This window comes from Maricaulis sp. ABE4_448, from assembly GCF_056160825.1.
Genome location: NZ_JBSWXX010000001.1, coordinates 919,387 through 944,920, shown reverse-complemented (window position 1 = coordinate 944,920; position 25,534 = coordinate 919,387). Strand labels below are relative to the sequence as shown.

General features: G+C 65.0%; 24 protein-coding genes. 8 read left to right on the top strand and 16 right to left on the bottom strand.

From position 1 onward, the window contains the following. Positions 1–27: 27 nt before the first annotated feature. Complete coding sequence (gene fliJ / locus ACXAJV_RS04505; RefSeq protein WP_475082402.1) at positions 28–444, bottom strand: flagellar export protein FliJ; 417 nt, start codon at positions 442–444, stop codon at positions 28–30. Then, entirely contained in the window at positions 441–1,784 is a 1,344-nt protein-coding gene (gene fliI / locus ACXAJV_RS04500) for a flagellar protein export ATPase FliI (RefSeq protein ID WP_475083285.1), read from the bottom strand. Before fliI ends, fliJ begins: the two co-directional genes overlap by 4 nt. A gap of 527 nt (positions 1,785–2,311) precedes the next feature. On the opposite strand from fliI, the gene ctrA reads away from it, so the two are divergent. Next, entirely contained in the window at positions 2,312–3,007 is a 696-nt protein-coding gene (ctrA, locus tag ACXAJV_RS04495; protein ID WP_475082400.1) for a response regulator transcription factor CtrA, read from the top strand. 145 nt (positions 3,008–3,152) lie between these two features. Here the strand turns inward: ctrA and ACXAJV_RS04490 are convergent, their stop codons facing one another. The 6 genes from ACXAJV_RS04490 to chpT all read right to left on the bottom strand — a co-directional run bounded on the left by ACXAJV_RS04490 (position 3,153) and on the right by chpT (position 9,642). Further along, positions 3,153–3,989, bottom strand: a complete 837-nt coding sequence (locus tag ACXAJV_RS04490) for a CheR family methyltransferase (protein ID WP_475082398.1) — start codon at positions 3,987–3,989, stop codon at positions 3,153–3,155. Positions 3,990–3,991: 2 nt separating this feature from the next. Next, positions 3,992–5,170 (bottom strand): protein-glutamate methylesterase/protein-glutamine glutaminase, encoded by a 1,179-nt coding sequence (locus ACXAJV_RS04485; protein WP_475082396.1) that lies wholly within the window; start codon positions 5,168–5,170, stop codon positions 3,992–3,994. Between the two features lie 11 nt (positions 5,171–5,181). Further along, positions 5,182–5,556 carry a response regulator gene (locus tag ACXAJV_RS04480; RefSeq protein WP_291883240.1) on the bottom strand — a complete coding sequence of 125 codons (375 nt, stop codon included), beginning with the start codon at positions 5,554–5,556 and terminating at the stop codon, positions 5,182–5,184. 13 nt (positions 5,557–5,569) lie between these two features. Continuing rightward, a complete protein-coding gene (locus tag ACXAJV_RS04475) occupies positions 5,570–6,055 on the bottom strand; it encodes a chemotaxis protein CheW (RefSeq protein ID WP_291883243.1) in 486 nt (161 codons plus the stop codon). Continuing rightward, positions 6,052–8,838, bottom strand: coding sequence for a hybrid sensor histidine kinase/response regulator (locus ACXAJV_RS04470; RefSeq protein WP_475082391.1), 2,787 nt, complete (start codon positions 8,836–8,838; stop codon positions 6,052–6,054). The genes ACXAJV_RS04475 and ACXAJV_RS04470 overlap by 4 nt, the downstream gene beginning before the upstream one ends. 132 nt (positions 8,839–8,970) lie before the next feature. Continuing rightward, entirely contained in the window at positions 8,971–9,642 is a 672-nt protein-coding gene (gene chpT, locus ACXAJV_RS04465) for a histidine phosphotransferase ChpT (protein ID WP_475082389.1), read from the bottom strand. A 232-nt stretch (positions 9,643–9,874) separates the two neighbouring features. Here chpT and ACXAJV_RS04460 point away from each other — a divergent pair, with 232 nt between their 5' ends. Both ACXAJV_RS04460 and ACXAJV_RS04455 read left to right on the top strand, forming a co-directional pair. Next, positions 9,875–11,359, top strand: a complete 1,485-nt coding sequence (locus ACXAJV_RS04460) for a peptidoglycan DD-metalloendopeptidase family protein (protein ID WP_475082387.1) — start codon at positions 9,875–9,877, stop codon at positions 11,357–11,359. Between the two features lie 238 nt (positions 11,360–11,597). Continuing rightward, positions 11,598–12,032 (top strand): glyoxalase superfamily protein, encoded by a 435-nt coding sequence (locus tag ACXAJV_RS04455; RefSeq protein ID WP_475082384.1) that lies wholly within the window; start codon positions 11,598–11,600, stop codon positions 12,030–12,032. Positions 12,033–12,074: 42 nt separating this feature from the next. Here the strand turns inward: ACXAJV_RS04455 and clpB are convergent, their stop codons facing one another. Then, a complete protein-coding gene (gene clpB / locus ACXAJV_RS04450) occupies positions 12,075–14,687 on the bottom strand; it encodes an ATP-dependent chaperone ClpB (protein ID WP_475082381.1) in 2,613 nt (870 codons plus the stop codon). A gap of 155 nt (positions 14,688–14,842) precedes the next feature. On the opposite strand from clpB, the gene ACXAJV_RS04445 reads away from it, so the two are divergent. Together ACXAJV_RS04445 and ACXAJV_RS04440 are read left to right on the top strand one after the other, a co-directional pair. After that, on the top strand, positions 14,843–15,616 hold the full coding sequence (locus tag ACXAJV_RS04445) for an MOSC domain-containing protein (RefSeq protein ID WP_475082379.1): 774 nt from the start codon (positions 14,843–14,845) through the stop codon (positions 15,614–15,616). A gap of 178 nt (positions 15,617–15,794) precedes the next feature. Next, positions 15,795–17,198 carry an MATE family efflux transporter gene (locus ACXAJV_RS04440; RefSeq protein ID WP_475082377.1) on the top strand — a complete coding sequence of 468 codons (1,404 nt, stop codon included), beginning with the start codon at positions 15,795–15,797 and terminating at the stop codon, positions 17,196–17,198. Positions 17,199–17,481: 283 nt separating this feature from the next. On the opposite strand, the gene ACXAJV_RS04435 is transcribed toward ACXAJV_RS04440, so the two are convergent. The 5 genes from ACXAJV_RS04435 to ACXAJV_RS04415 form a co-directional block, all read right to left on the bottom strand. After that, positions 17,482–18,168: a DUF4167 domain-containing protein gene (locus tag ACXAJV_RS04435; RefSeq protein WP_475082376.1), complete on the bottom strand. Its 687-nt coding sequence runs from the start codon at positions 18,166–18,168 to the stop codon at positions 17,482–17,484. A 215-nt stretch (positions 18,169–18,383) separates the two neighbouring features. Further along, positions 18,384–19,343, bottom strand: coding sequence for a peptide chain release factor N(5)-glutamine methyltransferase (gene prmC / locus ACXAJV_RS04430; RefSeq protein ID WP_475082373.1), 960 nt, complete (start codon positions 19,341–19,343; stop codon positions 18,384–18,386). Beyond that, complete coding sequence (locus ACXAJV_RS04425; protein ID WP_475082372.1) at positions 19,340–20,695, bottom strand: alpha/beta hydrolase family protein; 1,356 nt, start codon at positions 20,693–20,695, stop codon at positions 19,340–19,342. Before ACXAJV_RS04425 ends, prmC begins: the two co-directional genes overlap by 4 nt. A 70-nt stretch (positions 20,696–20,765) precedes the next feature. Next, positions 20,766–21,836 (bottom strand): peptide chain release factor 1, encoded by a 1,071-nt coding sequence (prfA, locus tag ACXAJV_RS04420; RefSeq protein ID WP_475082370.1) that lies wholly within the window; start codon positions 21,834–21,836, stop codon positions 20,766–20,768. An 80-nt stretch (positions 21,837–21,916) separates the two neighbouring features. Continuing rightward, a complete protein-coding gene (locus tag ACXAJV_RS04415) occupies positions 21,917–22,333 on the bottom strand; it encodes an MAPEG family protein (RefSeq protein ID WP_475082368.1) in 417 nt (138 codons plus the stop codon). Between the two features lie 508 nt (positions 22,334–22,841). Between ACXAJV_RS04415 and ACXAJV_RS04410 the strand changes: the two genes are divergently transcribed. Continuing rightward, the gene (locus ACXAJV_RS04410; protein ID WP_475082366.1) at positions 22,842–23,324 is read left to right on the top strand and encodes a hypothetical protein; all 483 of its coding nucleotides are present in this window, start codon (positions 22,842–22,844) and stop codon (positions 23,322–23,324) included. On the opposite strand, the gene ACXAJV_RS04405 is transcribed toward ACXAJV_RS04410, so the two are convergent. Beyond that, positions 23,321–23,776 carry an ABA4-like family protein gene (locus ACXAJV_RS04405; protein WP_475082364.1) on the bottom strand — a complete coding sequence of 152 codons (456 nt, stop codon included), beginning with the start codon at positions 23,774–23,776 and terminating at the stop codon, positions 23,321–23,323. The two genes, ACXAJV_RS04410 and ACXAJV_RS04405, sit on opposite strands and share 4 nt — an antisense overlap. A gap of 70 nt (positions 23,777–23,846) precedes the next feature. After that, positions 23,847–24,404, bottom strand: a complete 558-nt coding sequence (locus ACXAJV_RS04400; RefSeq protein WP_475082362.1) for a carboxymuconolactone decarboxylase family protein — start codon at positions 24,402–24,404, stop codon at positions 23,847–23,849. Positions 24,405–24,477: 73 nt separating this feature from the next. On the opposite strand from ACXAJV_RS04400, the gene ACXAJV_RS04395 reads away from it, so the two are divergent. After that, the gene (locus ACXAJV_RS04395; protein WP_475082359.1) at positions 24,478–24,828 is read left to right on the top strand and encodes a winged helix-turn-helix transcriptional regulator; all 351 of its coding nucleotides are present in this window, start codon (positions 24,478–24,480) and stop codon (positions 24,826–24,828) included. Positions 24,829–24,897: 69 nt separating this feature from the next. Then, a complete protein-coding gene (locus tag ACXAJV_RS04390) occupies positions 24,898–25,530 on the top strand; it encodes a TetR/AcrR family transcriptional regulator (protein ID WP_475082357.1) in 633 nt (210 codons plus the stop codon). Positions 25,531–25,534 lie beyond the last annotated feature (4 nt).

Sequence of the window (25,534 nt, the reverse complement as noted above, 5' to 3'; positions counted from 1 at the left end):
CTTCAAGGCCGGGACCTTTTTTGTCCGTCAGTTGGGGCGGCGGTGACGCACCTGGGCGATCTCGTCCAACTCGTCCTGCTCGGCCGCGCGCACGGCTTTCTCGATCCGGGCCAGACGCCGTTCCTCGAGCAGCTCGTACTTCTTGAGCTCCTGGAAGGCTTCGGACAACCGGCCGCGCAGCGCGTCGGCCTGGATATCCACTTCCTCGAGCGACAGGCGGATGTTTTCCTTCCGCTTGATCACGGCCTGGGCGTAGGAGCCATAGGCCAGGAAGCCCTCTTTCGACTCGGCCGCGACCGCCTGTTCTTCCGGCACCGAGGCCTCGAGCCGTTCGATCTGGTCGATCAGAGCCTGGCGGGAGCGATCGAGCTCTGCCATCTGTTTCTGGAGTTCTTCAACCTTGAACCGGGCCAGCCGGATCAAGGGTTCATGTGAGCGTGTCATGACCGCCCTCCTTCACCACCACCCAAAATCTCGGACAGCAGCGCGAATGTCGACGGAATGTCCGCCGCTTCGTCTTTTTGCTGCCCGAGGAATGCTTCCAACGGTTCGTTGAGAGCAATTGCCCGGTCCACATCCGGGTTCGATCCCTGGGTGTAAGCCCCCAGCCGGATCAATTCTTCCATGTCGGCATAGGCCGACAGCAATTTGCGCGCTTCAGCCACGAACGGGCGCTGCGGCGGGTCGTAAACTTCCGGAGCCGTCCGGCTGACCGATTTGAGAACGTCGATCGCGGGATAGCGCCCGCGCTCGGCAATCGCCCGGCTCATCACGACGTGGCCGTCCAGGATGCCGCGCACAGCATCGGCGATCGGCTCGTTGTGATCATCGCCATCGACCAGCACGGTAAACAGGCCGGTGATCGTGCCCTGCTTGCCACCATCGCGGCGTTCCGGTCCGGGACCAGCCCGCTCCAGAAGGCGCGGCAGCTCGGCGAAGACAGACGGGGTATAGCCCCGTGTCGTCGGCGGTTCGCCGGCAGCCAGTCCGATCTCGCGCTGGGCGAGGGCAAAACGGGTGACACTGTCCATCAGGCACAGCACGTCCTTGCCCTGGTCGCGGAAATACTCCGCGGTCGTCAGGGTAAGGTGGGCCGCCTGCCGGCGCGCCAGGGCCGGCGCATCGGAGGTTTCGGTGATCACGACCGAGCGCTTGCGGCCTTCCGGGCCCAGCACGTCGTCGACAAACTCGCGGGCCTCACGGCCCCGTTCGCCGATCAGGCCGATCACGATGACATCGGCGTCGCAGGCGCGCGCCAGCATCGACATCAGGACAGACTTGCCGACACCGGAACCCGCAAAGATGCCCAGGCGCTGGCCGCGCCGCATGGGCACAAAGGCATTCAGCACGCGGACGCCCAGGTCGAGCTTCGTCCCCAGCCTCGCACGGCCATGTGCGCCCGGCGGGTTACCCTTGAGCGGATAGGGAAGGCCACCTTCGGTAAGCGGCGGGCCATTGTCCAGCGGTCGTCCGAAACCGTCGAGCACCCGGCCGAGCCAGGCCTGTGACGGACGAACGCGGGCAGCTTCGGGCTGCAGGCGGACCCGGGCTCCGGGGCGAACACCTTCCAGCGGACCGAAAGGCATCATCAGGGCCGTCTCGCCGCGAAAGCCGACGATCTCGCATTCCGCGACGCCCTCACCCGTTTCGATCAGGGCATGCGCGCCCAGCGAGAGCCCTGCCTTGGGGCCCTCGGCTTCGACAAGCAGGCCGTTCAGGGCGGTGATCCGCCCTTCCAGCACCCGGTCGTCGAGGCGATCAATGCGATCGATGAGAGTCTGCATCATACGGGTAAACCCGCCCTGCTTCCTGTGGCGAAAATGCCAGTTCCCGGAGACAATACACCCGACGCGGTTGCTCCGACGTAAACACCCGGCATTTTTTGCACGGCGTCACGCAGCCGATTCCCCGAAGGCGCGGACTCGATTCCAGCAGGTGAGTCTCGCTGCCGAAGCAATGTCCTGTGGAAAACCCGGTGGGCGCTCCAAAGCGGGCTCCGGCGCCCAATTTCCCTTCCAGAACGGGCAGATCGCATCTCCCGGAGGCTATACTTTATGCATGTTATATTTGATAAATTCGCGAAATTTTCGCTGCCAGAGGATTCACTACATCCGTTAACCCCTGAATCGTTAACGGGATTCTCGAATCAAGCAGATCGTCAGCTTTCTCTCGAATTGATGATTCCGAAACAGGGTCAAGCAGCGCTTAACTTTCGTTAAGGGTTTCCGCCTAGCGTCCAAATAAGGTTAATCACAGACGTGAGGCCGGGCGGCTCTGATTCGCCCGCATAGCGAAAACCGGAGGCGAACCAATGCGGGTTCTTCTGATTGAGGACGATCGGGCGACAGCCCAGTCCATCGAACTGATGCTGAAGTCCGACGGCTTCAACATCTATACGACCGACCTCGGTGAGGAAGGCGTCGACCTGGGCAAGCTGTATGATTACGACATCATCCTGCTCGATCTGAACCTGCCGGACATGCCGGGTTTCGATGTGCTCAAGACGCTTCGCATGGCGAAGATCGACACGCCCATCCTGATCCTCACGGGCAATGCCGACATCGACAACAAGGTGCGCGGCCTGGGCTGCGGCGCCGACGACTATATGACCAAGCCTTTCCACAAGGACGAGATGATCGCGCGCATCCACGCCATCGTCCGCCGCTCGAAGGGCCATTCCCAGTCGATCATCCGCACCGGTTCGATCGCCGTGAACCTCGATGCCAAGACGGTCGAGGTCGATGGCCAGCGCGTGCACCTGACCGGCAAGGAATACCAGATGCTCGAGCTGCTCTCCCTGCGCAAGGGCACGACGCTCACCAAGGAAATGTTCCTGAACCACCTTTATGGCGGCATGGACGAGCCGGAACTGAAGATCATCGACGTCTTCATCTGCAAGCTTCGCAAGAAGCTCGCCGCGGCCACCAGTGGCGAACACTTCATCGAGACCGTCTGGGGCCGTGGCTATGTGCTGCGTGACCCGGTCGAAGAGAAAGCCGCCTCCTAAGGCACCGGCCTCACAACCGAACCTGAAAAACCCGGGCGGCAACGTCCGGGTTTTTCTTTGCCCGTCATTCCCTTCGCCCATGAAAAAGCCTCCGCAGCCGGGCTGCGAAGGCTATTCCGTACACATTTTTTCTGACGTGCCGGTGTCAGGCCGCTGCCGACCGCGCCACTCCACCCCGTCCATAAAGACCCCGGCGGCCTTCGACCGGCGCAAAATCCTGCGACAGGCCGACCACCGTCTCGGCGGCGCCCATGATCAGATAGCCGTCGCTCGCGGTCTGTGCGGCCAGCCGCTGCAGGATACGCTTCTTGGTATCGGCATCGAAATAGATCAGCACATTGCGGCAGAAGATGACGTCGAACGTGCCCATGCCGGAGAAGTTCTCCAGCAGGTTCTGCTTCTGGAAAGTCACCATCGAGCGCAGGTTCGGCTTGATGCGCCACTGGTCGCCGGACTGGTCGAAGTGCGTCACCAGCCGCTGGATCGCCAGGCCCCGCTGGACCTCGAACTGCGAGTAGACACCGGCCTTGGCCTTTTCCAGCACGCGCGGCGCCATATCGGTCGCGACGATCTCGAAGCGCAGACCGCCCAGGCGAGCCTTCTCCTCTTCCAGTATCATCGCCAGCGAATAGGGCTCCTGGCCCGATGAGCAGGCGGCACACCAGATCCGGATGGTCGACATGTTGCCGCGGGCCCGCGAGAGCACCGGCAGAATTTCCTGCTTGAACAGGTCGAACGGCGTGTTGTCGCGGAAGAAGAAGGTCTCGTGCGTCGCCAGCGCCTCGGTAATAGCCCAGAGCAGACGGTCATTGCTTTCGCGGCGTGCCGCGCCGATCAGGGCCTCGATGGACGGATAGCCCTCGGCCCGCGCCAGCGGCGCCAGGCGGCTTTCCAGCAGATACCCCTTGTCGGTAGACAGGACGAGACCGGAGCGCTTGTAGGCTTCAGCCGCCACGAAAGTGATGTCTTCAATCTTGATCATGGTCACATCCCGTTCTTCGCGCGCTGGGCGATCGACGAACCGATCCGGTTGAGCGGCAGGATTTCGTCGGCCAGGCCTGCCGCGGCGACAGCGCCGGGCATGCCCCAGACCACACTCGTTGCTTCATCCTGGGCGAGGATTGTGCCGCCGGCACTGCGCAGGATGCGCGAACCTTCGCGGCCGTCATGCCCCATCCCCGTCAGGATGATGCCCAGCGCCTTGCCACCAGTCACCTCGGTCACCGACTGGAACAGCGGGTCGACCGCGGGGCGGCAGAAATTGATCGGCGGCGTCTGGTCGAGCACCGCGTAAAAGCCGGCCGCATCCTTGCGAACGGTAAGATGAAAGTCGCCCGGCGCGATATAGAGATTGCCGGCGACGAGGCGTTCGCCATCCTCGGCTTCCTTGCAGCGCAGGGAGGAGGCCTTGGACAGGTGCTCCGCCAGGATCTTGGTGAACAGGGCCGGCATGTGCTGGGCCACGACGATCGGAACCCGGATATCGGTTCCGAAAGCGGCAACGACATCGCGCAGCGCCTGCGGGCCACCGGTGGAGGACCCGATGGCGATGATTTCAGGACGCACCGTATGACGCGCGACGGCCCCGCGCGCGGCCGGCGGCTGTGCCGTCGGAGCAAACGCCTTGCGGACCGGTGCGCTCGGTGCGGCAGGTGCCGGTGTGAGGGTGCGGATCGCTGGCGCAGGCGTCGACAGAATGTCGCGCGCACTGGGAACCGGCGGGATCGGACGCGGCGCCAGAGCCTTCAGCTTGGACAGGAGATCGCGGCGGAACTCCTCGGCCCCGGCCAGACGGCCGGCCTGCGGCTTGGGCGCGTAGTCGGCGGCGCCCATGGACAGGGCGCGGATGGTCACCTCACCGCCGCGGCGCGTCAGTGTGGAGGCCATCACAACCTTGCAGCCCGGCACCGTCTTCAGCAGCAGCGGCAGGGCGGCCAGACCGTCCATCTTGGGCATCTCGACATCAAGCACGATCAGATCAGGCCTGAGCTCTTCGGCCTTTTTCAGACCCTGCTCGCCATCGACCGCGGCGCCGACAAGCGCGAGATCGGCATCCTCGTCGATCCAACGGGTCATCAGGCCACGTGCGACAGCGGAGTCGTCGATCACGAGAACCTTGGCAATGGGGTTGGCGGCCGCGCCCGTGGTGGCGAGTTCCGGCATGGGAAACTCCCTCAAGAGGCGCGAAGCAATCCGGTTTGCTGCAGCTTGGATTCGATGATTTCGCCGTCGAAGGGCTTCATGACGTATTCGTCAGCACCCGCGCGCAGGGCTTCGGTGATGTGCGCCATGTCATTCTCGGTGGTGCAGAACACCACGACCGGCTTGTCACCACCCTCTTCGCGGCGCAGCGCCTTGACGAAGTCGAGCCCGTTCATGACCGGCATGTTCCAGTCGAGCAGGATCGCGTCAGGCATCTGCTTGCGGCAGGCGTCGAGCGCTTCGGATCCGTCCGCCGCTTCGACACATTCGAAGTCGAGCTCTTCAAGAATTTTGCGAGCGACTTTCCGGATCACCCGGGAGTCGTCCACGACGAGACAGGTTTTCATGCCTTACCCTCCGCTAGGCAGCCTTGTTGGTCTGGCCGGCCGTACCGATGACGGCCGAAACATCGAGAACTGCGAGCAGTTCCTTTTCCAGCCGGTGCACGCCCTTGACCATTGAACGCCAGCGCGCGTCGACATGAGCCGGGACCGGTTCGAGTTCCGCCCGCGGACGACGCAGCACTTCACCGACACTGTCGACGATAAGTCCGAAGATTTCGTTCCCGCGTTCGACACCGAGTGCCATGCCGGTCTCGGTCTTCTCGCGCGGCGTCAGGCCCAGGCGACGGCGGGCGTCGATGGCCGTAACGATGCGGCCGCGCAGGTTCAGCAGACCGGCGACCTCGTCGGGAGCCAGCGGGACATGTGTTACCGATTGCGGCGCGAACACTTCACGGATCGCATCGACCGGCGCGCCGAACAGCTGATCACCGATACGGACGGACACGTACTCGTTCATCGCTTCGGCGCCGAGGCCGGAATTGTCGCTATGCTGCGAGCTCATGCCACTTTCTCCTCTTGGGAAACCTCGTCGAGCGCGGCAATCAGGGCACCACGGTCGGAGCGCGGCAGGACAACCGTGAGGCCGTCGGCCGGAGTATCTTCAGGCCAATCCGTGACGGCCAGGGCCGGCAGATTGGTCCACATGCCGTCATTACGGATGCGGTCGAGCGCCGCCGGGTCGCCGACGAGCGCATCGAAATGCTCGCCCGCTTCGGCAATCGACTTGACCTCGTGCATGCCGCCGGCCGGTGTCACGTCATAGCCGGCTGCAGCGAGCAATGGCGCGATCATGCGGCGCGCAAAGGCGTCGGCGTCGACGAGCAGGACCTTGCGGCGACGCGAGGCCGAGCGGCGCTGGATTTCGCCGGCGCGCGACTGATCGAGATACCAGGCGATATCGACCACATCCGTGGCTTTGCCCTTGATGATGGCAGACCCGATGACGCCCTGCTTGTCGGACGACATCTGCATGTCGACACGCTCCTCGACAACGTCGACGATCTGGTCGACCGCGAGGCCGATGGCCGTGTGGTTCTCGGCGAAGACGAGGACCGGCAGACGCTGGCCTTCCGTGCAGCGGATTTCCGAGCCCAGCGGCACGATCGGCATCAGGCGGCCACGATACTGGACGACCTGACGGTCATTGGTGGTCTCGATGGTATCCGGCTCGAACTCTTCCAGACGCGTAACGAGGGCCAGCGGAACCGCCTTGGGTTCCGTACCGCCGGCACGGACCAGGAGCAGACGCTGGGTCTGCTGCGCCAGTTCGGTAACCGAAGCGCTTGCCGCGTCGTGCACGGCTTCCTCTTCCATCGCCGAGACGATCTCGCCGGCCAGACCGTTCGGATCGAGGATCATGATGACAGAGCCATCGCCCAGAATGGTCGCACCGGAATAGGCCGAGACATTGCGCAGCGATTCCGAAAGCGGCTTGACGACGATTTCCTCGGTGTCGAGCACATTGTCGACGACGAGACCGACATTGCGTCCGCCGGCATCGAGCACGACCACGAAGGCCGCTTCGTCTTTACCGCCGTTATAGGCTTCGCCAACACCCAGCACGTCGTGCAGGTCGACGATCGGCATCAGACGATCGCGCAGACGCATCACGCGAGCGCCATGCAGCTTTTCAACCGTGTGCTCGGACCCGGCACCGACACGCACGAGTTCGCGCACAGCCAGCTGCGGGATCGCGAAACGCTGTTCGTCGCAACCGACGATCAGGGCGGACACGATGGCGAGGGTCAGCGGGATCTTGATCGAGAAATGTGAGCCGCGACCAGCCGTGGACGTCACGTCCACCACACCGCCGATCTGCTCGATATTGGTGCGCACCACGTCCATGCCGACACCGCGGCCGGACAGGTTGGTCACCTTGGCCGCCGTCGAGAAGCCCGCAGCGAAGATGAAGCGGTGGATCTGCGCTTCGGTCATCCGCTCCAGCTCGTCGTGCGTGGTCAGGCCCTTCTCCAGGGCCTTTTCGCCGATGCGCTTGGTATCCAGCCCCTTCCCGTCGTCGGAAATGGAGATGATGATGTGACCGCCTTCGTGATAGGCGGACAGCTTGATCCGGCCCTTCTCGGGCTTGCCAGCCTTGACACGGTCGGCCGGCATCTCGAGGCCGTGATCAGCCGAATTGCGGACCATGTGGGTGAGCGGATCCTTGATCAGCTCGAGCACCTGACGGTCCAGCTCGGTGTCCTGGCCTTCCATGACCAGTTCGATCTTCTTGCCGAGATCGGTCGAGACATCACGGATGATGCGCGGCAGCTTGCGCCAGGCATCGCCGATCGGCTGCATGCGGGTCTTCATGACCCCGTCCTGCAGTTCGCCGGTCACGGCGGACAGGCGCTGGAGGGGCCCCTTGAGCTCCTCGTCTTCCATGCCACGAATGGTCTGCATCAGCTGGTTACGGGTCAGCACGAGCTCGGAAACGGTCGTCATCAGACCTTCCAGCACGTCCACGGTAACGCGGACGGTCTGCTGGACGCGCGGGCCGCCTTCGCCGCCCGATGCGTGATCGACACCCTTCAGCTCGGCCATTGCCGACTGCAGCGCCTCTTCATGGCTCATATCATCGGTGATGAAGTCCTTCGGCGCCGCCGGCTCATTGCCCGGATCGACATCAGCGCTCATGAAGGCAGCTTCCAGTTCCGCGGCCGACACCTCACCCGGACGCAGTTCGCGGCCCAGCTCCGGATCGAAGTCTCCGACGCCGAGGTGCTGCACGGGCGCACTCTCTGCCGGAGCGGCATCGCCCGGATCACTTGCAGGATCGATTTCCGCACTCTGGAAGGCCGCTTCCAGATCGGCCAGGGAGACTTCGCCCGGACGCAGTTCGCGGCCAAGGTCTTCGTCCCAGTTTTCGGGCTTCTGCGGCGCGTCCGGCTGGACGGCCCCTTCCAGCTTGCCCATGGCCGCGTCTTCAAGCTTGGCAATCAGGGTGCTGTCTTCGCCAGCCGGCTCGGCGCCGGTTTCCTCAAGCGATTCCAGCAATACCTTGATCTGGTCGATCGCCTCCAGGACGAGGGTCACCATCGGCGGCGATACGGCGAGTTCACCATCGCGGAACTTGCCCAGCAGCGTTTCGCCAGCGTGAGCGACAGCTTCCAGTCGGGGAAGCCCCAGGAAGCCGCAAGTCCCTTTGATGGTGTGGAGAAGACGGAAAATGTTGTCGAGAATGGCCCGGTCTTCCGGGTTGTTCTCGAAACGCACCAGCTCTGCGTCGATGACGTCCAGGCTTTCGGCTGTTTCCGTCAAAAACTCGCTGATGAGATCATCCATGGCAGGCCCCGTGCGGTCTTGATTCCAGCACAACCTGCCAGCCCTTAGTTAACGGACTGTTGGCTCGGGGAAGCCTATTCTCATCGACGATACGAATAGAATATTATCTGGTTTTGGCCTCGCCTTGCAGGCCTAGCCGATCATGCCTTCCGGCGGCTTGACCAAGGCTACAAACTCGACCCGTTCGCCATCCGCATGCGCACTGACGCGGCCGCCGGCCGAACGCGCGATGAGCGCTGTGTAATAGGGCTGGATCGAGCGTCCGTCGAAACCGTGCTCCGGCGCCTGGCCTTCCAGGGCGAGCGCGGTGCCCGCCTCCAGCCGAGCCCGGGGGCCTTCCGTGACAATGCGCAGACGCGCACCGCCGGCAGCGTCCGTCGCCTCGACCGTCACCGTACCGCCGCGCGGCGCCGCGTCGATGCCGAGCGTGCACAGATTGAGCAGCAGGCGTGCGGCTGCCTTCTCGAGCCCCGTCGCTTCGACCTTCCAGACAATCTCCGGCTTGAAGGCCGAGAACATGTTCTCGGTCAGACGGCGCAGTTCACGGGTGTCCAGGATGCCCGGAGCCGAACCGCCGGCACCGAATGCGAGACGCGAGAATTCCAGCTTCGCCTGGGCCTGGCGGGCGCTTTCGCGCACCAGACCCATCGCATCTTCATGCATGTCCGCCGAGTCCTGATCGTCCAGAACGCTCAGGGCTGCGCCCAGGGCAGACACAGGGCTGACAAGGTCATGACACAGCCGGGCGCACAGCAGTGCGGCAAGCTGTTCGGCGGTCAGTTCGGAGGGAAATTCGTCGAGCATGGCTTTATCGATACACGATTCTCGCTGCCTCTCGCGCCTTTTCGCAGTCAAATCTGCAATGCTACGCCGTAAAGGACTTGGCAACCGGATCGGTCCAAGCCATGGTTCACACGGCTTTTGAGGGGGCGCTCGGCCACTCCGGGGTGATACAGCTTCGGGCGGCGCGAGACTTGCTAGACATCACGTGTGACACGCCGTGTGTTAACGAGCTGACCGGAGTATGGACGCCGACATGTCCGGATTTGACGTATCCCGTGCCGACACCCACCGCACCCGTGGCCTTGTGGCTGCTGCCAGCCTGACACTCTCCGCGGTGCTTCTTATCGCCCTCATGACCAGCAATGAGCCGCAAAGCGATGCGTCTCCGATCGACCGCCAGACGACGCTCGACACGCCGGTCGCCGACAACGGCCAGCTACTGGCCGAAGCCAGCCAGGTCGCGTCGAGCCAGGACGTGTTGCAACCGCCGCCGATGACGCTGGCGGTCGCGCTCGACCCGGTCGAACTGAACGACTCGGCTTTCACCGATTGTGTGGCCTGTGCCACGACGATCCAGGTTGAGCGGGTGGTGCCCAGCGGCGGCACGCTTGCCGGCCTGCTCGACGATGCAGGCATTGACCGCGTCGAGGCCGCGCGGGCGGTTTCTGCGCTCAGCACAGTCTACGACCTGCGCCGCCTGCCCGTCGGCGAGCGTATCCGGCTCTATGTCGAGACCACGCCGGATGCCGAAGGCGGCGACGAGGCTTCAGCAGTTCGTCTGAACGGCCTGTCCTTCCGGCCCGATGTCGAGCGGTCAATCACCGTTGCCCGGACCTGGGACGATGATTACCGCGCCCGCGAAACCCATGCGACGTTCGACAGGGAAATCGTCCGCGCGACCGGCGAGATCAACACATCGCTCTATGTCGACGCCCTCAATGTCGGCGCCACCGACCGCGTGGTCGTCGAACTGGCCGGCGTTCTGGGTTATGCGATCGACTTCCAGCGCTCGATCCAACCGGGCGACGGGTTCGATATCCTCTTCGAGCGCATGATCGACGATGAGGGCGATGTCGCCCGCACCGGCGATATTCTTTACGCCCGCTATGCTGGCCGCGGCGAGCCCAAGGAATTCTTCCGCTTCGAGACGCCCGACGGGATCGTCGGCTACTACTCGGCGGACGGCGCCAGCGTGGAACGTCTGCTGATGCTCACGCCGATCAATGGCGCCCGCCTGTCCTCGCACTTCTCGCGCGCGCGCCGCCACCCCATCCTGGGCTATACGCGCCGCCACAACGGCACCGATTTCGCCGCTCCGACCGGCACGCCGATCATGGCGGCGGGCAATGGCGTCGTGGAGCGGGCGAACCGGTTCGGCAGCTTCGGCAACTATATCCGTATCCGCCACGCCAATGGCTACCAGACCGCCTATGCGCACCTCAACAATATCGCCCGCGGTATCCGCGCCGGGACGCGCGTGACCCAGGGCCAGACCATCGGCTATGTCGGCACGACCGGCCGTTCGACCGGTCCGCACCTGCATTATGAAGTGCATCATAACGGCAATCCGGTGAATCCGATGACGCTCGACCTGCCGACCGGCCGGCAGCTGGCGGATAGCGAGATCGCGCTGTTCGAAGCCGAGCGGGACCGGATCCTGGCGATCCGCGATGCGGCACCGTCTGCATCGAGCGGCGATGCGCCATTGATGGCGGACTCCGGGAACGGCGCCCAGTAGGCGTACGGAACACCCTCATACCGCACACATAGATGCGACATCGGGGCAAGATTGACGTTGCGCCCATGTCGCACTATGTGTGGCTCTCGGGCACGGGAGATGCCCGCCGCCCGCGGGCGCAAGCCACGGTGAAATTCTCCCGCACATGATCTTTGCCAAAACAGTTGCTGTGCGGCGGGATGGCAAGGCGGGCACCCATCGAGAAGACCGCATGCAGCACCTGCATGAGGCTGAAGACATGACGACCCAACTCCTCCCTGCGCTCGACGGGCTGAAGGCCCAGGCAAAACGCCTGCGCAAGTCGCTCGAGGCGGAGGGCAATTTCATCTCCCATTCCGAAGCGCTGGAGCTTGTCGCCCGGCAATACGGCTATCGCGACTGGAACACGATCCACGCGGCTGCCGGCAATCGTCCGGCCGAACCCTTGTCGCTGGGCACGAAAGTGTCCGGCAGCTATCTCGGCCAGGCCTTCACCGCCGAGGTGATCAGCCTGACCCGGCTGAATGACGGCGCGCGCTATCATGTGACGCTGGATCTGGACGAGGCTGTCGACGTGGTGACGTTCGAGAGCTTCTCGGCCTGGCGTAAACGCGTGAACGGCACGATCGGCCGCAATGGCGTCTCGGCATCGCGGACATCGGACGGACGCCCGCACCTGGAAATCCGGATGTAGAAAAGCGGGCCCGGGGGATATCACCCGGGCCCGCTCTTTCTGTCAGTTCACCACGGCCTGAAGCGGTGGTTTCACACCGACGGCGACACCGTTGACGGTGAGCACGCCGGCCTCGGTGGAGACCTGGATCGTGTCGCCATCCTTGATCTTGCCTTCCAGCAGCAGCCGGGCCAGCGGGTCCTGCAGCTCCTTCTGGATCACCCGCTTGAGCGGACGGGCGCCATAGGCCGGATCATAGCCCTTGGCGGCCAGCCAGTCGCGGGCACTGCCGTCCAGCTCGATCGTCATGCGGCGATCTTCCAGCAGGTGGGCGAGACGCTCGATCTGGATGTCGACAATGGCGCCCATATGCGCCTCGGCCAGCTTGCGGAACAGGATGATCTCGTCCACCCGGTTGAGGAATTCCGGCCGGAAATGCGCCCGCACTGCCCCCATCACGGCGTCGCGCGCCTGCTCGGCCTCTTCGGCCTGCTGCAGGAATTCGGCGCCCAGATTGGAGGTCATGATGATGATCGTGTTGCGGAAATCGACCGTGCGGCCCTGCCCGTCGGTGAGACGGCCATCATCGAGCACCTGCAAAAGCACGTTGAACACGTCCGGGTGCGCCTTCTCGATCTCGTCCAGCAGCACGACCTGGTAGGGCCGGCGGCGGACGGCTTCGGTCAAGGCTCCGCCCTCCTCATAGCCGACATAGCCCGGCGGCGCGCCGATCATGCGGGCGACCGAGTGTTTCTCCATGTATTCCGACATGTCCATGCGGGTGACCGCGGTCTCGTCGTCGAACAGGAATTCCGCCAGCGCCTTGGTCAGCTCGGTCTTGCCGACACCGGTGGGGCCGAGGAAGAGGAAGGAGCCGATCGGACGCGCCGGATCCTTCAGACCCGCCCGGGCCCGGCGCACAGCGTCGGACACGGCTTCCAGCGCCGCCTGTTGACCGACAACGCGGCCATGCAGCGCCTCTTCCATGCGCAAGAGCTTGTCGCGCTCGCCCTCCAGCATCTTGTCGACCGGTACGCCGGTCCAGCGCGACACGACATGGGCGATCTGCTCGTCATCGACGACTTCCTGCACCATCTGGCCGTCAGCGCCATCGCCCTCGGCCTCCGCCTCGGCGAGCTGACGCTCCAGTTCCGGCAGGCGGCCATACTTGATCTCGGAGGCCCGGCCCAAATCGCCGCGGCGTTCCGCATCGACCAACTCGTTGCGCGCCCGTTCCAGCGCTTCCTTGATCGTGGTCGCGGAGGCGAGCTTGTCCTTCTCCGCCCGCCAGGCCGCGGTCAGCTCGGCGGAGCGGCCCTCCAGCTCGGCGATCTCCTTTTCGAGCGTCTTCAGGCGTTCCTTCGACGCGTCGTCGTTTTCCTTCTTCAGCGCCTCGGCCTCGATCTTCAGCTGGATTGCCCGGCGATCGATCTCGTCGAGTTCCTCCGGCTTGCTGTCCACCTGCATACGCAGGCGCGAAGCAGCCTCGTCCATGAGGTCGATGGCCTTGTCCGGCAGGAAGCGATCGGTGATGTAGCGGTTCGACAGGTTTGCCGCAGCGACGATGGCGCTGTCGGCGATGCGCACGCCGTGGTGCACCTCGTATTTTTCCTTGAGCCCGCGCAGGATGGAGACCGTGTCCTCCACCGTCGGTTCCTCGACCATGACCGGCTGGAAGCGCCGTGCCAGCGCCGCGTCCTTCTCCACATGCTTGCGGTACTCGTCGAGCGTCGTGGCGCCCACGCAGTGGAGCTCGCCGCGTGCCAGCGCCGGCTTCAGGAGGTTGGACGCGTCCATCGCGCCATCGGTCTTGCCGGCGCCGACCAGCGTGTGCATCTCGTCGATGAAGAGAATGATCTGGCCATTGGCCGACTGCACCTCGTTCAGCACGGATTTCAGGCGTTCCTCGAACTCGCCGCGATACTTCGCGCCGGCGATCAGCGCGCCCATGTCCAGCGCCAGGAGTTTCTTTTCCTTCAGGCTTTCCGGCACATCGCCATTGACGATGCGCAGGGCAAGGCCCTCCGCGATGGCGGTCTTGCCGACGCCGGGTTCGCCGATCAGGACGGGATTATTCTTGGTGCGGCGGGAGAGGACCTGGATGGCGCGGCGGATTTCCTCGTCGCGGCCGATCACCGGGTCGAGCTTGCCTTCGCGCGCTACCTCGGTGAGATCGCGGGCATATTTCTTCAGCGCCTCATAGCTGTCCTCGGCCGACTGGCTGTCAGCGGTGCGGCCCTGACGCAGATCATTGATCGCGGTATTGAGCGCCTGCGGCGTGACGCCGGAGGCCTTGAGCACGTCATAAGCCTTGTTACCGGCGGTCAAGCTGATCGCCTGCAACAGGCGTTCGGCGGTGATGTACTGGTCACCGGCCTTCTGAGCCGCTTCCTCGGCAGTACCGAAAACCTTGGCGGTATCGGGCGCGAGGTAGAGCTTGCCCTGCCCGCCTTCCACCTTGGGAATGGCGGCAAGCGCCTGGGCGGTGCCGTCCTGCACCTGACGGACACGGCCGCCGGCGGCCTCGACGAGGTTGGCGGCGAGGCCCGCCTCATCGTCGAGCAGCGCCTTGAGCAGGTGCTCGGGGGCAAATTGCTGGTGGTTCGACTTCAGCGCCAGGCCCTGGGCAGCCTGGACGATCGACCGCGCACGGTCTGTATATTTCTCAAAATCCATATCGATCTCCCAAATCAGGCGAGATAACGTGCGGCCTGTCGCCTTGATCAAGCACGACGGTGCCGCGTTCCGACCCTGATGTAGGTGTGGCCATTGAGTCACACAAGTGGACGGGTCGCGACATTCTGCCCCTGCCTCACGAACAGGTCATTGCCATGCCCCAGCTTACCGCCATCACCCGCTTTCCGGTAAAGGGGCTGGGGCCCGATCGCATGGATGCCGTCGCGCTGCAGGCCGGCAAGGTGCTGCCCGACGATCGCCGCTGGGCGATCGAGAACGGCCCGGGCCCCTTCGATCCGGACAGTCCCGGCCATGTGAAGAAGAAGCATTTCCTGATGCTGGCCGGACAGGCCCGACTGGCGCGGCTGGATTGCCGCTATGACGATGCCGGCCACCGCCTGTCCGTCGCCCTTGATGCCGGGGATCCGGTGACGGTCGAGCTGGAGGATGCGGCGACGCATGCGCCCCTGTTCGACCGGCTGGCGGCGCTTCTCGGCGACCAGCTGCGCGGGCCGTTGCGCATCGTCTCGGCCCCCGGCCAGGCGATGACGGATATTCCCCAACCGCACATCTCGCTGATCAATGCCGCCTCGGTGCGCGATCTGGCAGCCCGGACCGGACACGAACTCGACCCGGTCCGTTTCCGCGGCAATCTGCTGGTCGACGGGCTCGATCCCTGGGTGGAGTTCGACTGGATCGGCCAGGATGTCCGCATCGGCGACGCCGTGCTGCGGGCACAGGATCCGATCGGGCGCTGCGCGGCGACCAGCGTCAATCTGGCAACGGGTGAACGGGATATCGACCTGCCCAAAGCCTTGTTCGAACACTATGGCCACACCCGCTGCGGCCTCTATCTCAGCGTGGAACAGGGCGGCCGCATCGCGATCGGCGACCGGGTTTCGCTTGACGGAGCCGGAGCGACCGCCTAGCCATTCGCCTTACGGGCTTCTGGGTGCCCGCCGCTGGCAGCGAGACTGTCCGGTGAAACCCGCTTTCCGAATTCTGTTTGTCCTGCTTGATGTCGTGGCAAAGCGAACGCTGCCCGATTGCGAATGCAGGACGTCGCGCCACCCGGTCGCCGGGCGGTGCCCGACCGGGATGTGACCCATGAGCCAGACTGCTGCCCGCAAGACCGGATACCTGGAGGGACCGATCGGTCCCCTGTTTGCCCGAACCGCCCTGCCCATCGTTTTCCTGATGAGCGTGAACGGGCTTCTCACCGTCGTCGACGCGATCTTCCTCGGCGTGTTCGTCGGGGCCGACGCCCTCGCTGCCGTCACCCTGATGTTCCCGATCGTCATGATGTGCATCGCGCTGGCAACGCTCGTCGCCAACGGCATGGCCAGCGTGCTGGCCCGCCAGCTGGGCGCGTCCGATCATGCTGGCGCCCGGGCCAGCTTCGCCGGCGCGCACGGGCTGAGCGTGCTCACCTGCCTCGCCCTCCTCGCGCTCTTCTTTCTGGGCGGTGAGCCCCTCGTGCGGCTGGCAGCAAACGGTTCGGCCACGTTGTCCGAATACGGCTATCGCTATCTGCAGATCACCGTCATCACCGCCCCCCTGGCCTTTGCCCTCGGCCTGCAGACCACCGCTCTGCGCGTGGAAGGCTGGGTCGGCTTCATGGCGGTCACGGGTGCGCTCGTCACCATCGCCAATATTGCGATCAATTTCGTGCTGATCGCAGTCCTGGGCTGGGGCGTCGCCGGATCGGCCATCGGCACCGCCCTCGCCCAGGCAATCGGCCTCGCTATCGCGCTGGTTTTTCGTGCCAGCGGACGCGGCGACCTGCCGGCTTTCGCCCTGCCCTGGCGGCACTGGCGCACCGGCTGGCGCGATTTCCTGGCGCTGGGCGCCCCGCAAAGCCTGTCCTTCCTGGGTCTGTCACTGGGGTCGGGCGCGATCCTGGTCATGCTGCAGAACACGGCGCTGGAAGACTACGACACCACGGTCGCTGCCTACGGCATCGCCACGCGTCTCCTCTCGTTCAGCTTTCTCGGCCTGATGGGAATGGCGCAGGCGCTGCAGGCCATCGCCGGCAATAATTTCGGCGCCGGCCGCTTCGACCGGGTCGCCCGCACGCTGCGGCTGGGCCTTGTTTGCGGGCTGGTCTATGCCGGCACGGCGCAGGCGATTTTCAGCTTTGGTGCGACCGGGCTGGCCGGTCTGTTTGTGGACAATCCTGCCGTCATCACCGAGGTCGGCCGCTTGCTGCCGGTGATCGTGGCGGCCTATGTGCTGGCGGGACCGACCGTGATGATCTCCACCTGTTTCCAGGCGGTCGGTGACGCATTGCGCGCCGCCCTGCTCAGCCTGTCGCGCACCTACCTGTTCGCGATCCCGCTGACACTGATCCTGCCGGTCTGGCTCGGGGAGTGGGGGATCTGGCTGGCAAGCCCGGCGGCCCAGGTTTTGCTGACCGTGATGACGCTGGCCGTGCTGGTCCAGGCGGCTCGCAGCGACGGACATGATTTCGGCCTGGTGCCGCGCAGTCTGCGGGGCCGGGCCGAAATCTAGACAGGCGCTTTTCCTGCGGAACTCCCCCTGCTCCGGATTCTTGAGCGGTCGCGAGATCGAACCGGTGAACCGGTACCCACTTCACCTGATCACGCTCAACTTGAGTGGTCGCGTGATCGAACCGGTGAACCGGTGCCCACTTCACCTGATCACGCTCAACTTGAGTGGTCGCGTGATCGAACCGGTGAACCGGTGCCCACTTCACCTGATCACGCTTCGGATAAAAAAGGGCGGCCGGGAAACCGGCCGCCCATCTTTCACAGTCCGTAATGCGATGTGCCCGTCAGGCGGCTTCGCTTTCGGAATCGTCACCACCGCCGGTCTTGCCGTCGGCCGAGGCGCTGGCGCTTTCCAGCGCAGCCTCTGCAGCGGCCTTGTCGGCAGCAATTTCAGCCTTGGTGCGGCGCGGCCGACGGGTCCGGCGGCGCGTCCCCTCTTCACCGTCTTCAGCCTTGGTGTCGGACTTGGCCTCTTCGGCCGCCGGCTTTTCGCCTTCCGGCGTCACGACACCGAGCGGATCTTCCTTGTCACCACCCCGGTCGCCCCGATCGGACCCGCGCGGCTGGCGTTGACGGCCGCGGCCACGGCGCGGCTCGCGCTCACCGCCCTGGTCATTGCCGGATCCATTATTGGAATGGCCACCGTTGGAGCCGCCGCCATTGGAGCCGTAGGACATGTCATCATTGTCCTCGTCATCACCATTGGCCTCGGCATTGTCGCTATTATCGTCCTGCCCCGGCTCACGTCTGGGCTGGTTGGCCTGGACGATGCGGTAATAATGCTCGGCGTGCTGATACAGATTTTCCGCACGCACCCGGTCGCCGGCCGACGATGCGTCGCGCGCCAGCTGAAGATACTTGTCGTAGATCTGGGAGGCATTGCCACGGATCTTTACTTCCGGACCGTTGCTCTCATAGCTGCGGTTAGCCGAATTGCCGGACTTACGTCCTCGACCGCGTTGACGCTTCATATCGCCTATCCCTGTTTAACAGCGATGCTTATCTAAACTGCTGGCTTTGCTGTGCATTTGCAGGTGCAAGCCTGAGCGCCGCTATTCACGTTGATCGTCGAATTGGCCGGATAATGGCAGGTGGCTCATCCGGCCGCGCGAGACCCCCGTACTGGCGCGATCCACCTGCCTTAAGGACGGACCCTAGACTCCCCGCGCCAGCATTCCAAGCCCTTTTAGCGGTTTTCGCCGTTGTATCCGATAACCACGCGATCCTGGCCGGACAGGTCGGGCAGGACGGCGATCCCGGTCAGCCCGGCGGCCTGCGCCAGCGCGCTGACGGATGCGCCCTGATCATAGCCGATCTCGACCGCCAAGAGACCGTTTTTCTTGAGAATTCGCGGAACGTCACGGAAGATGTCGCGATAGGCGTCCAGCCCGTCGGCACCGCCATCCAGTGCCAGTGCCGGCTCGTGATCGCGCACTTCCGGCTCCAGTCCGGCCAGCACATCGGAAACGATGTAGGGCGGATTGGAGACCACAATATCGAAGGCCGCGTCGGCGAGACCGTCTGACCACTGACCGCGTGCGAAGCGGGCGCGATTCGCCAGACCGCAGCGCCGGGCATTGCCGCGTGCCACGCCAAGCGCCGCGTCGGACAGATCGATCCCGGTACCGTTCCAGCCCGGCCGCTCGCTCAGAAGCGCCAGCAGGATGGCGCCGGAGCCGGTGCCCAGATCGAGGAGTTCGGCATCCCCGTCCTGACTGCGCGACAACACGGCCTCGACCAAAGTCTCGGTGTCAGCCCGCGGCGTCAGCACATCCGGTGTCACGGTGAGGTCGAGCGTCCAGAAGGGCTGACTGCCGAGAACCTGGCTCAAAGGTTTGCGGTCCAGCCGGTCCCAGGCCAGATCGGCGAGGCTGGCGATACGCTGCCAGGAGACGAGCGCCGGATCGGCCAGGGCCTCCGCCAGCGTCGCCGGTGCCAGGATGTGAGCGAGCAGATGCCGCGCCTCGATCTCGGCCTCCTCGATCCCGGCATGGCTCAAGCGCTGGACGAGATCACGCCGGATGCCGGCCAGGCTCAGACCCTGCCAGGCCCGGCTGAGCGGCAGGCCCGGACGAGCCCCTTCCCGGGCCTTTGCCGCCGCGGTCAGTGCTGCGAAATCGGCGTGCGGGTCGTCCGACTGCGTCATTCCGCAAACGCCCTCCGCGGCGACAGCTCGGCATTGCCGTAGGCGCCGTCAAACCCGTAGCCGCGCGGCCAGTCCGCGATCAGCCGGAAATAGCCGTCGGCATAGCCCATCGTCGTCCGGCTGCCGTCTCCGGCCTGCTCGAACCGTGTCATGCCGTGGTCGACGCCAGGGAACCAGGCAATATCGATTGCCCGGCCCTCACCCTGCAGCCCGGTGAGAATGGTCCGCGTCGTGCCGGCGGGAGCCTCGCGATCGGCACCGGCCAGCACCCAGAGCACAGGCACATCCAGCTGCCGCAGGACCGGCACCGGTTCATAATTCCAGCTGGTTCCGACATCCTCCTCCCGGTAGCGCGCCTCGAACGCGTCGATGGGCGTGGTGAGCATCTCGCCGGTAAATTCGCCCTCGACAACGCCGAACCAGGCCTGGTTTCCATAGGCCTGCTTGACCTCTTCAAGCTCCTCAAGCCCCTCTGTGAAGCCCGACGCCATCACCCGGCCGGTCACATCGGTAATCTCTCGCGCCATCGCCAGCACATCGCCGGAATAGCCGGCCTCGACGAGATTGGTCTGCACTTCTTCGCGGTCTTCGGCGAGCGGCCCCTCCGCCAGGCCGAAGCCGACCATCACGAAATCCGGATCGCTCATCGTTGCGGCCAGCGGCGCGACCCATCCGCCCTGGCTGCCGCCGAGATAGCCGACCGCGGCCGCCCGATCGCCCGCCAGGCGCCGGGCTTCCGCCAGGGCCGCCGCGGCATCGGCGGCCAGCAGATCGAAATCCTGGCTGTATTCACCCGTGGAGCCGCCCGTTCCCCGCTTGTCATAGACGAAGCTGGCGACACCCTGTGCGGGCAGCAGGCGCTGGTAGTAGGCGTGGGTCAGGGCGCTGGAGCTTTCCGAGCCGTGCACGAGTACCACCAGGGGGAAAGGCCCCTCGCCCGGCGGCAGGATGAGGCGCCCTGCCAGGTCCTCGCCGGCGCCGGCAAAACGTGTTTCCTCGGTCTCGTAGGCAATGCGGACAGCCGCGCCCTCCAACCCTGCGATCCCCGTGACAGACAAGCGCTCTTCGCCACAATCCCCAAGGTCGAAGCGGGCCGGATGCGGCCGATCGCTCCAGCCCGCCTGGCCCGACCAGTCGCCGGCTTCGCTTTGGCTGATCGTGCCGGACCGGCCGTCCAGGGTCCGCCAGCGCAGGGCGGTCTCCGTCAGGGGGGCCAGATCGACCACCTGTCCATCGGTGAACCGGTAGCTGCCGACATGGCAGGCGATGTCGGTTTCTGCCTGGTCGGCTCCGGCCGCTGCGGCGTACAGCAGTGCCGGGGTCAAGATCAGCAGGCCAAGTCTGGAAGCCATCATGCGCATCCCTCCGCGTTGTCGTCCCTAACATCGGGAGCGGAAGCGGGCGGCACAAATTTAAATTGGTTCACGAATCTTCCATCGCCGCCAGGCGGGCCGCCTGATCTTCGGCAATAAGGGCGGAGATCACCTCGTCCAGCTCATCGCCGGCAACGATCTGGTCAAGCTTGTAGAGGGTGAGGTTGATGCGGTGGTCGGAGACCCGGCCCTGCGGATAATTATAGGTGCGGATGCGTTCGGAACGGTCGCCGGAGCCGATCTGGCCCTTGCGCTCGGCGGCGCGTTCGGCCGCGGCGGCCTCGCGCTGCATGTCGTAGAGCTTGGCCTTGAGGAGTTCCTGGGCGCGGGCGCGGTTCTGGTGCTGGGACTTCTCGGCGCACACCACCATGATACCGGTCGGCAGGTGCGTCATGCGCACGGCGGACTCGGTCTTGTTGACGTGCTGGCCACCGGCCCCGGAGGCACGCATCGTGTCGACGCGGACCTCGCTCATGTCGAGGTCGAAATCCACCTCTTCCGGCTTCGGCATGATCGCCACCGTGGCGGCGGAAGTGTGGATGCGGCCCTGGCTTTCCGTCGCCGGCACGCGCTGCACACGGTGCACGCCGCTTTCGAATTTCAGCCGGCCGAACACGCCATTGCCGGAGACCTGGGCGATGACTTCCTTGTAGCCGCCATGCTCGCCTTCCGAGGCCGAGACCAGTTCCCAGCTCCAGCCGCGCAGCTGGGCATAGCGCTGGTACATGGCGTAAAGATCGCCGGCGAACAGCGCCGCCTCGTCGCCGCCGGTCCCGGCGCGGATCTCGATCAGGGCGTCGGCGCTGTCATCCTTGTCCTTGGGCAGGAGCAGCAGCGACATCTCGTGCTCGAGTTCGGGCAGGCGCTCCTTGAGGGCGTAGTATTCCTCGCGCGCCATGTCGGCCATTTCCGCGTCGCCGCCCTCCATCATCTCGGCGAGATCATCGAGTTCGGCGCGCGCAGCCCTCAGCTCGCTGGCCTTCTCGGCCACCGGCTTCAGCTCGGCGTGCTCCTTGGAGAGCTTGACGATTTCATCAGGATCGCCCGCGGCGCCCAGGCGGGCTTCCACCTGTTCGAACCGGTCGATCACCTGGGAGAGTCGGGCTTCGGGTGCGTGCATGGGCTCCGGTTATCACCAAGCGATGGCGAAGAAAATCCTGATCGGCTGTTCAGCCGCCTTCCGGCAGGCTTCCCACACCGTCACATCACCGCGATCACATTGCGGACCGTCATCACGACCAGCACGATCGAGGACGCCATGAAGACGGCGAAGCGGACGGGGACGAAATTCCACAGGGTCTGGATCAGCGAGTGGAGGATGCGCAGCGCGACATAGCCCCAGGCGAGCATGATGTTCAGCTCGTCGGCGACGCCGACCAGATGGCCGTAGATGCACAGCACGTAGAAGATCAGCGGCTGCTCGTGCAGGTGATTGTAATTGTCGGCGATGCGCTGGACCTCGACCGGCAGGGCGTCGAGATCGCCCTTGCGCTGGATCTTGGTCGCGTCGATCCCGGCCTTCTGCATGGCGGGCAGGCGCGTGGCATACATCCACAGCCACATCACCAGCGTCCAGGCGACGAGTGCGAGCACAGGCGTCATGATGGATTGAAACATCGGCGTCCTCCCCGGTCTTGTCTGCGCGAGACTAGGGCGAACCGGGCCGGCCGCGCGACAGAAATCGCAAACGGGGTGCAAAACGTGCCTCAAAAGTCACACCTCGCGGCGATCCAATGTCACCGTGTCGATTTCGCCTTGCACGCGAACACGGGCGGCGTCATAAGCCGCCTCCCGATCAACACCCGCCCGCGAACGGGCGCGCAAATGAGACGATGATGAACGTGGTTCAGAGTACATATCGCCTCCGCAGCACGGCCATCTGGCCGGCTGGCTTTGCGCGCGCGGAAGGGTCCGCGATCACCTGGTAGACTGACCCCCAACAGTCCCGGTGACCCGCCCTCCCGAGCGCTGCTCGCGGAGGGTTTTTTCGTTCCGGCCATGGCTCTCTCCCCCAGCGGCCGGCCGGAACCCTGCCCGGGAGGGTGCGTGCCCCCTACACGCACCCTCCCAATTCGGGCTCGATCCGGACCCGTTTGCGGGGCCGGACGCACGCGGAGGGCACCCCATGCGCAAGGACATGTTCAAGGTGATCGTCGAGCGGCCGCGGGCCGGCTGGCGCACGCAGAAACTGGCGCGCGGCAAGCTGGACCGGGCCAGCGACCTCCTGCCGAAAAAGCAGGGCCTGTGCCGCCAGCGCCAGGAGAACGGCACGCATTCCAAATGGCTGAACGAGAACCTCGCCCCGCTGCGCCGCTTCCTGGAGAAACAGGTCGGCCGCCCCTGGGACAAGGTGCATGCCGAGATCTGCGAGCATCTCGATCCCGGCCACACGGTGAAGCAGCACGTGCTGGAGCACCTGTATGATTTCGTCGATCGTCCGGCGATCGGACGTGACGGCAACTGGCTGTGGAGCCGGCGCTATTACCTCGCCGACGGTCCCGAACCGGGGCGGCTCTACGTCCACCCGGTCGACGGTCTCCTGAAGCGCTGGAAGCTGAAGACCGGCGAAGCCCCGCGGCGCGACGGCCGGCTGCCCAGAAGACGCTAGGAAAGCGCCGCCTCATCAAGCGACCAGCCGCCCTTGCCGCTGAGCTTGCGGATCAGCAGGTAAAGCAGAAGCCCCAGCGGTCCGAACATCAGCGACAGGAAGAGCGCCGGCAGGATGATCCAGTGGGCGATGCCGTGACGGCGGGCATCCCGCACGATCCAGGCGCCGACAAAGAGGTCGTAGACGAGGAAGTGCGTCCAGCCCGTCAGTGCGCCGACCGGATGCGAAAACAACGCCATCACACCGGCCAGCGTGTTCATCCCGGCGTCCGGGTCGGCCTGTCCGAAGCCGATCGCGGCGGTCAGGAAGGCCAGATAGACAGCGCACAGGACGAGCGGGATCAGGGCCGCGTGCACGAGACGCTGGGTCCAGCGCCAGCCCGGCGCGACGGCCAGCAGGATCCAGGCCGGTGCGACAATCGCATGCAGTGCCAGATAGATCGTCTCATACATCGCCAACTCCCCTTGCCGCCGGCCCCTTGAAGCAGGTGCGATCTAACACCGCTTCGCCACGCCGGGCCAGTCAGGCGGCCGGCGTGTGGCCGGGCAGCGGCGCACCAAAGGCTTCCGGCTCGATCTCCAGCCCGTTCGCGATATAGGCCACCGTCCGATAGAAGCCGGCCAGAGCGATGAGTTCGAGGATCTGCTCGTCGCTGAAATGCGTGATGAGCCGGTCCCAGCAGGCGGCCGGTATCCGGCTTGCCGCATGAAGCGCGTCGCACATTTCAAGCAGGACGGCTTCTTCAGCCGTCCAGTCATCCTCATTGATCGCCGGCGCGGCGAGCGCCTCGATCCCGGAGGGCGTCAGCCCCACCCGCTCGGCGAAGAAGGCGATGTGCACGCCCCACTCATAGGCACAGCCATTGAGCGCGCAGGTCCGGTCGATCACGAGTTCGCGCTGACGCAGGGTGAGCGTGCCGCGATCGAGCAGGCTGCCGGCGTTGAACTTCCGGTAGACCCGCTCGCTGCGCGCCAACGTGGTGAAGAGGCGGAGCGGCGGCACGCCCGCCGGCATGATGCGGTCGAAAACCGCCTGTACGTCTTGCGAATAGGGCGGCTCGACAGGGGCGATACGGGACATGCTGGACCTCCAGGATGATCATTGCTACGAATTTCATAGCACACAATCACCCGGACGCTACGAAAATAATAGCATGACCCGATCCACACCCCTCCCCGGCCAACCGACACCCGGTTCACAGTCCGGCCGCCCGGTCATGGCCCTGCTCGATCTTCTGGGCCGGCGCTGGCAATTGCGCCTGCTGTGGGAGTTGCGGGATGACCGGCATCTGCGCTTCCGCGCCCTGCAGGAGGCCGCCGGGATCAGCCCCAGCGTGCTCAATACGCGCCTGGCCGAATGCATCGAGGCGGGCATCGTGGAACTGAGCGATGACGGCTATGCCCTCACCGCCCGCGGACGCAGCCTGCAGGACCTCCTGCTGCCCCTGAACGGCTGGGCAGAGGACTGGGCGCGTGCGCTGAACACCGGCGATCCCACCCCCTAGAAAAGGGAGATTACCCACGCATCGGAAATTCCCTTTGCAACTAACTGACCGGTCAGTTATTAAATCGGCATGAGCACGAAAACACGACGCCGCCGGCCTGAAGCCCGGCCCGACGAAATCCTGGACGCCGCCCTTTCCGTCTTTGTCGAGCAGGGCTTCACCGCCGCGCGCGTTGAAGACATCGCCAAACGGGCCGGCCTCTCCAAGGGCGCGGTCTATCTCTATTTCCCGTCCAAGGAAGCAATGCTGAAAGCGCTGGTCGAACAATCGGCCGGCGCCCTGGCCACAGCCGCCGAACGCCTGGTCTCGGTCGGTGCGCCGCGCGATCCGGAAGCGGCACTGCGCGGCGTCATCTTCATGATGATCACCGCCATGACCGACCCGGACATTTCCGCCGCCCCGCGCCTGGTGCTGACCGAAGCCCACCGCTTCCCCGACATCGCCGCCCATTATCGCGACCAGGTTCTGGAGACCGCGCGCCGCGCCATCGCGACCCTGGCCGCCGACGGCGTCGAGGCCGGGACATTCCGTCCCGTCGATGCCGACATTCTGATGCGCTGTATCGGCGGCCCCTGCCTCGGCCACATGATGCTGGCGAGCGCGTTCGACTTTCATCCCAAAAACCTCAAGGAGCCGGTCGATGTCGCAGACGCGCTGTCGGACCTGCTGCTCCATGGCCTCAAACCCCGCGAGGACGCGTGATGCG

What these genes read in the sequence shown, in the direction of transcription:
- fliJ (WP_475082402.1), bottom strand. Translation starts at nt 444, where the DNA reads ATGACACGCTCACATGAACCCTTGATCCGGCTGGCCCGGTTCAAGGTT.
- fliI (WP_475083285.1), bottom strand. Translation starts at nt 1,784, where the DNA reads ATGCAGACTCTCATCGATCGCATTGATCGCCTCGACGACCGGGTGCTG.
- ctrA (WP_475082400.1), top strand. Translation starts at nt 2,312, where the DNA reads ATGCGGGTTCTTCTGATTGAGGACGATCGGGCGACAGCCCAGTCCATC.
- ACXAJV_RS04490 (WP_475082398.1), bottom strand. Translation starts at nt 3,989, where the DNA reads ATGATCAAGATTGAAGACATCACTTTCGTGGCGGCTGAAGCCTACAAG.
- ACXAJV_RS04485 (WP_475082396.1), bottom strand. Translation starts at nt 5,170, where the DNA reads ATGCCGGAACTCGCCACCACGGGCGCGGCCGCCAACCCCATTGCCAAG.
- ACXAJV_RS04480 (WP_291883240.1), bottom strand. Translation starts at nt 5,556, where the DNA reads ATGAAAACCTGTCTCGTCGTGGACGACTCCCGGGTGATCCGGAAAGTC.
- ACXAJV_RS04475 (WP_291883243.1), bottom strand. Translation starts at nt 6,055, where the DNA reads ATGAGCTCGCAGCATAGCGACAATTCCGGCCTCGGCGCCGAAGCGATG.
- ACXAJV_RS04470 (WP_475082391.1), bottom strand. Translation starts at nt 8,838, where the DNA reads ATGGATGATCTCATCAGCGAGTTTTTGACGGAAACAGCCGAAAGCCTG.
- chpT (WP_475082389.1), bottom strand. Translation starts at nt 9,642, where the DNA reads ATGCTCGACGAATTTCCCTCCGAACTGACCGCCGAACAGCTTGCCGCA.
- ACXAJV_RS04460 (WP_475082387.1), top strand. Translation starts at nt 9,875, where the DNA reads ATGTCCGGATTTGACGTATCCCGTGCCGACACCCACCGCACCCGTGGC.
- ACXAJV_RS04455 (WP_475082384.1), top strand. Translation starts at nt 11,598, where the DNA reads ATGACGACCCAACTCCTCCCTGCGCTCGACGGGCTGAAGGCCCAGGCA.
- clpB (WP_475082381.1), bottom strand. Translation starts at nt 14,687, where the DNA reads ATGGATTTTGAGAAATATACAGACCGTGCGCGGTCGATCGTCCAGGCT.
- ACXAJV_RS04445 (WP_475082379.1), top strand. Translation starts at nt 14,843, where the DNA reads ATGCCCCAGCTTACCGCCATCACCCGCTTTCCGGTAAAGGGGCTGGGG.
- ACXAJV_RS04440 (WP_475082377.1), top strand. Translation starts at nt 15,795, where the DNA reads ATGAGCCAGACTGCTGCCCGCAAGACCGGATACCTGGAGGGACCGATC.
- ACXAJV_RS04435 (WP_475082376.1), bottom strand. Translation starts at nt 18,168, where the DNA reads ATGAAGCGTCAACGCGGTCGAGGACGTAAGTCCGGCAATTCGGCTAAC.
- prmC (WP_475082373.1), bottom strand. Translation starts at nt 19,343, where the DNA reads ATGACGCAGTCGGACGACCCGCACGCCGATTTCGCAGCACTGACCGCG.
- ACXAJV_RS04425 (WP_475082372.1), bottom strand. Translation starts at nt 20,695, where the DNA reads ATGGCTTCCAGACTTGGCCTGCTGATCTTGACCCCGGCACTGCTGTAC.
- prfA (WP_475082370.1), bottom strand. Translation starts at nt 21,836, where the DNA reads ATGCACGCACCCGAAGCCCGACTCTCCCAGGTGATCGACCGGTTCGAA.
- ACXAJV_RS04415 (WP_475082368.1), bottom strand. Translation starts at nt 22,333, where the DNA reads ATGTTTCAATCCATCATGACGCCTGTGCTCGCACTCGTCGCCTGGACG.
- ACXAJV_RS04410 (WP_475082366.1), top strand. Translation starts at nt 22,842, where the DNA reads ATGCGCAAGGACATGTTCAAGGTGATCGTCGAGCGGCCGCGGGCCGGC.
- ACXAJV_RS04405 (WP_475082364.1), bottom strand. Translation starts at nt 23,776, where the DNA reads ATGTATGAGACGATCTATCTGGCACTGCATGCGATTGTCGCACCGGCC.
- ACXAJV_RS04400 (WP_475082362.1), bottom strand. Translation starts at nt 24,404, where the DNA reads ATGTCCCGTATCGCCCCTGTCGAGCCGCCCTATTCGCAAGACGTACAG.
- ACXAJV_RS04395 (WP_475082359.1), top strand. Translation starts at nt 24,478, where the DNA reads ATGACCCGATCCACACCCCTCCCCGGCCAACCGACACCCGGTTCACAG.
- ACXAJV_RS04390 (WP_475082357.1), top strand. Translation starts at nt 24,898, where the DNA reads ATGAGCACGAAAACACGACGCCGCCGGCCTGAAGCCCGGCCCGACGAA.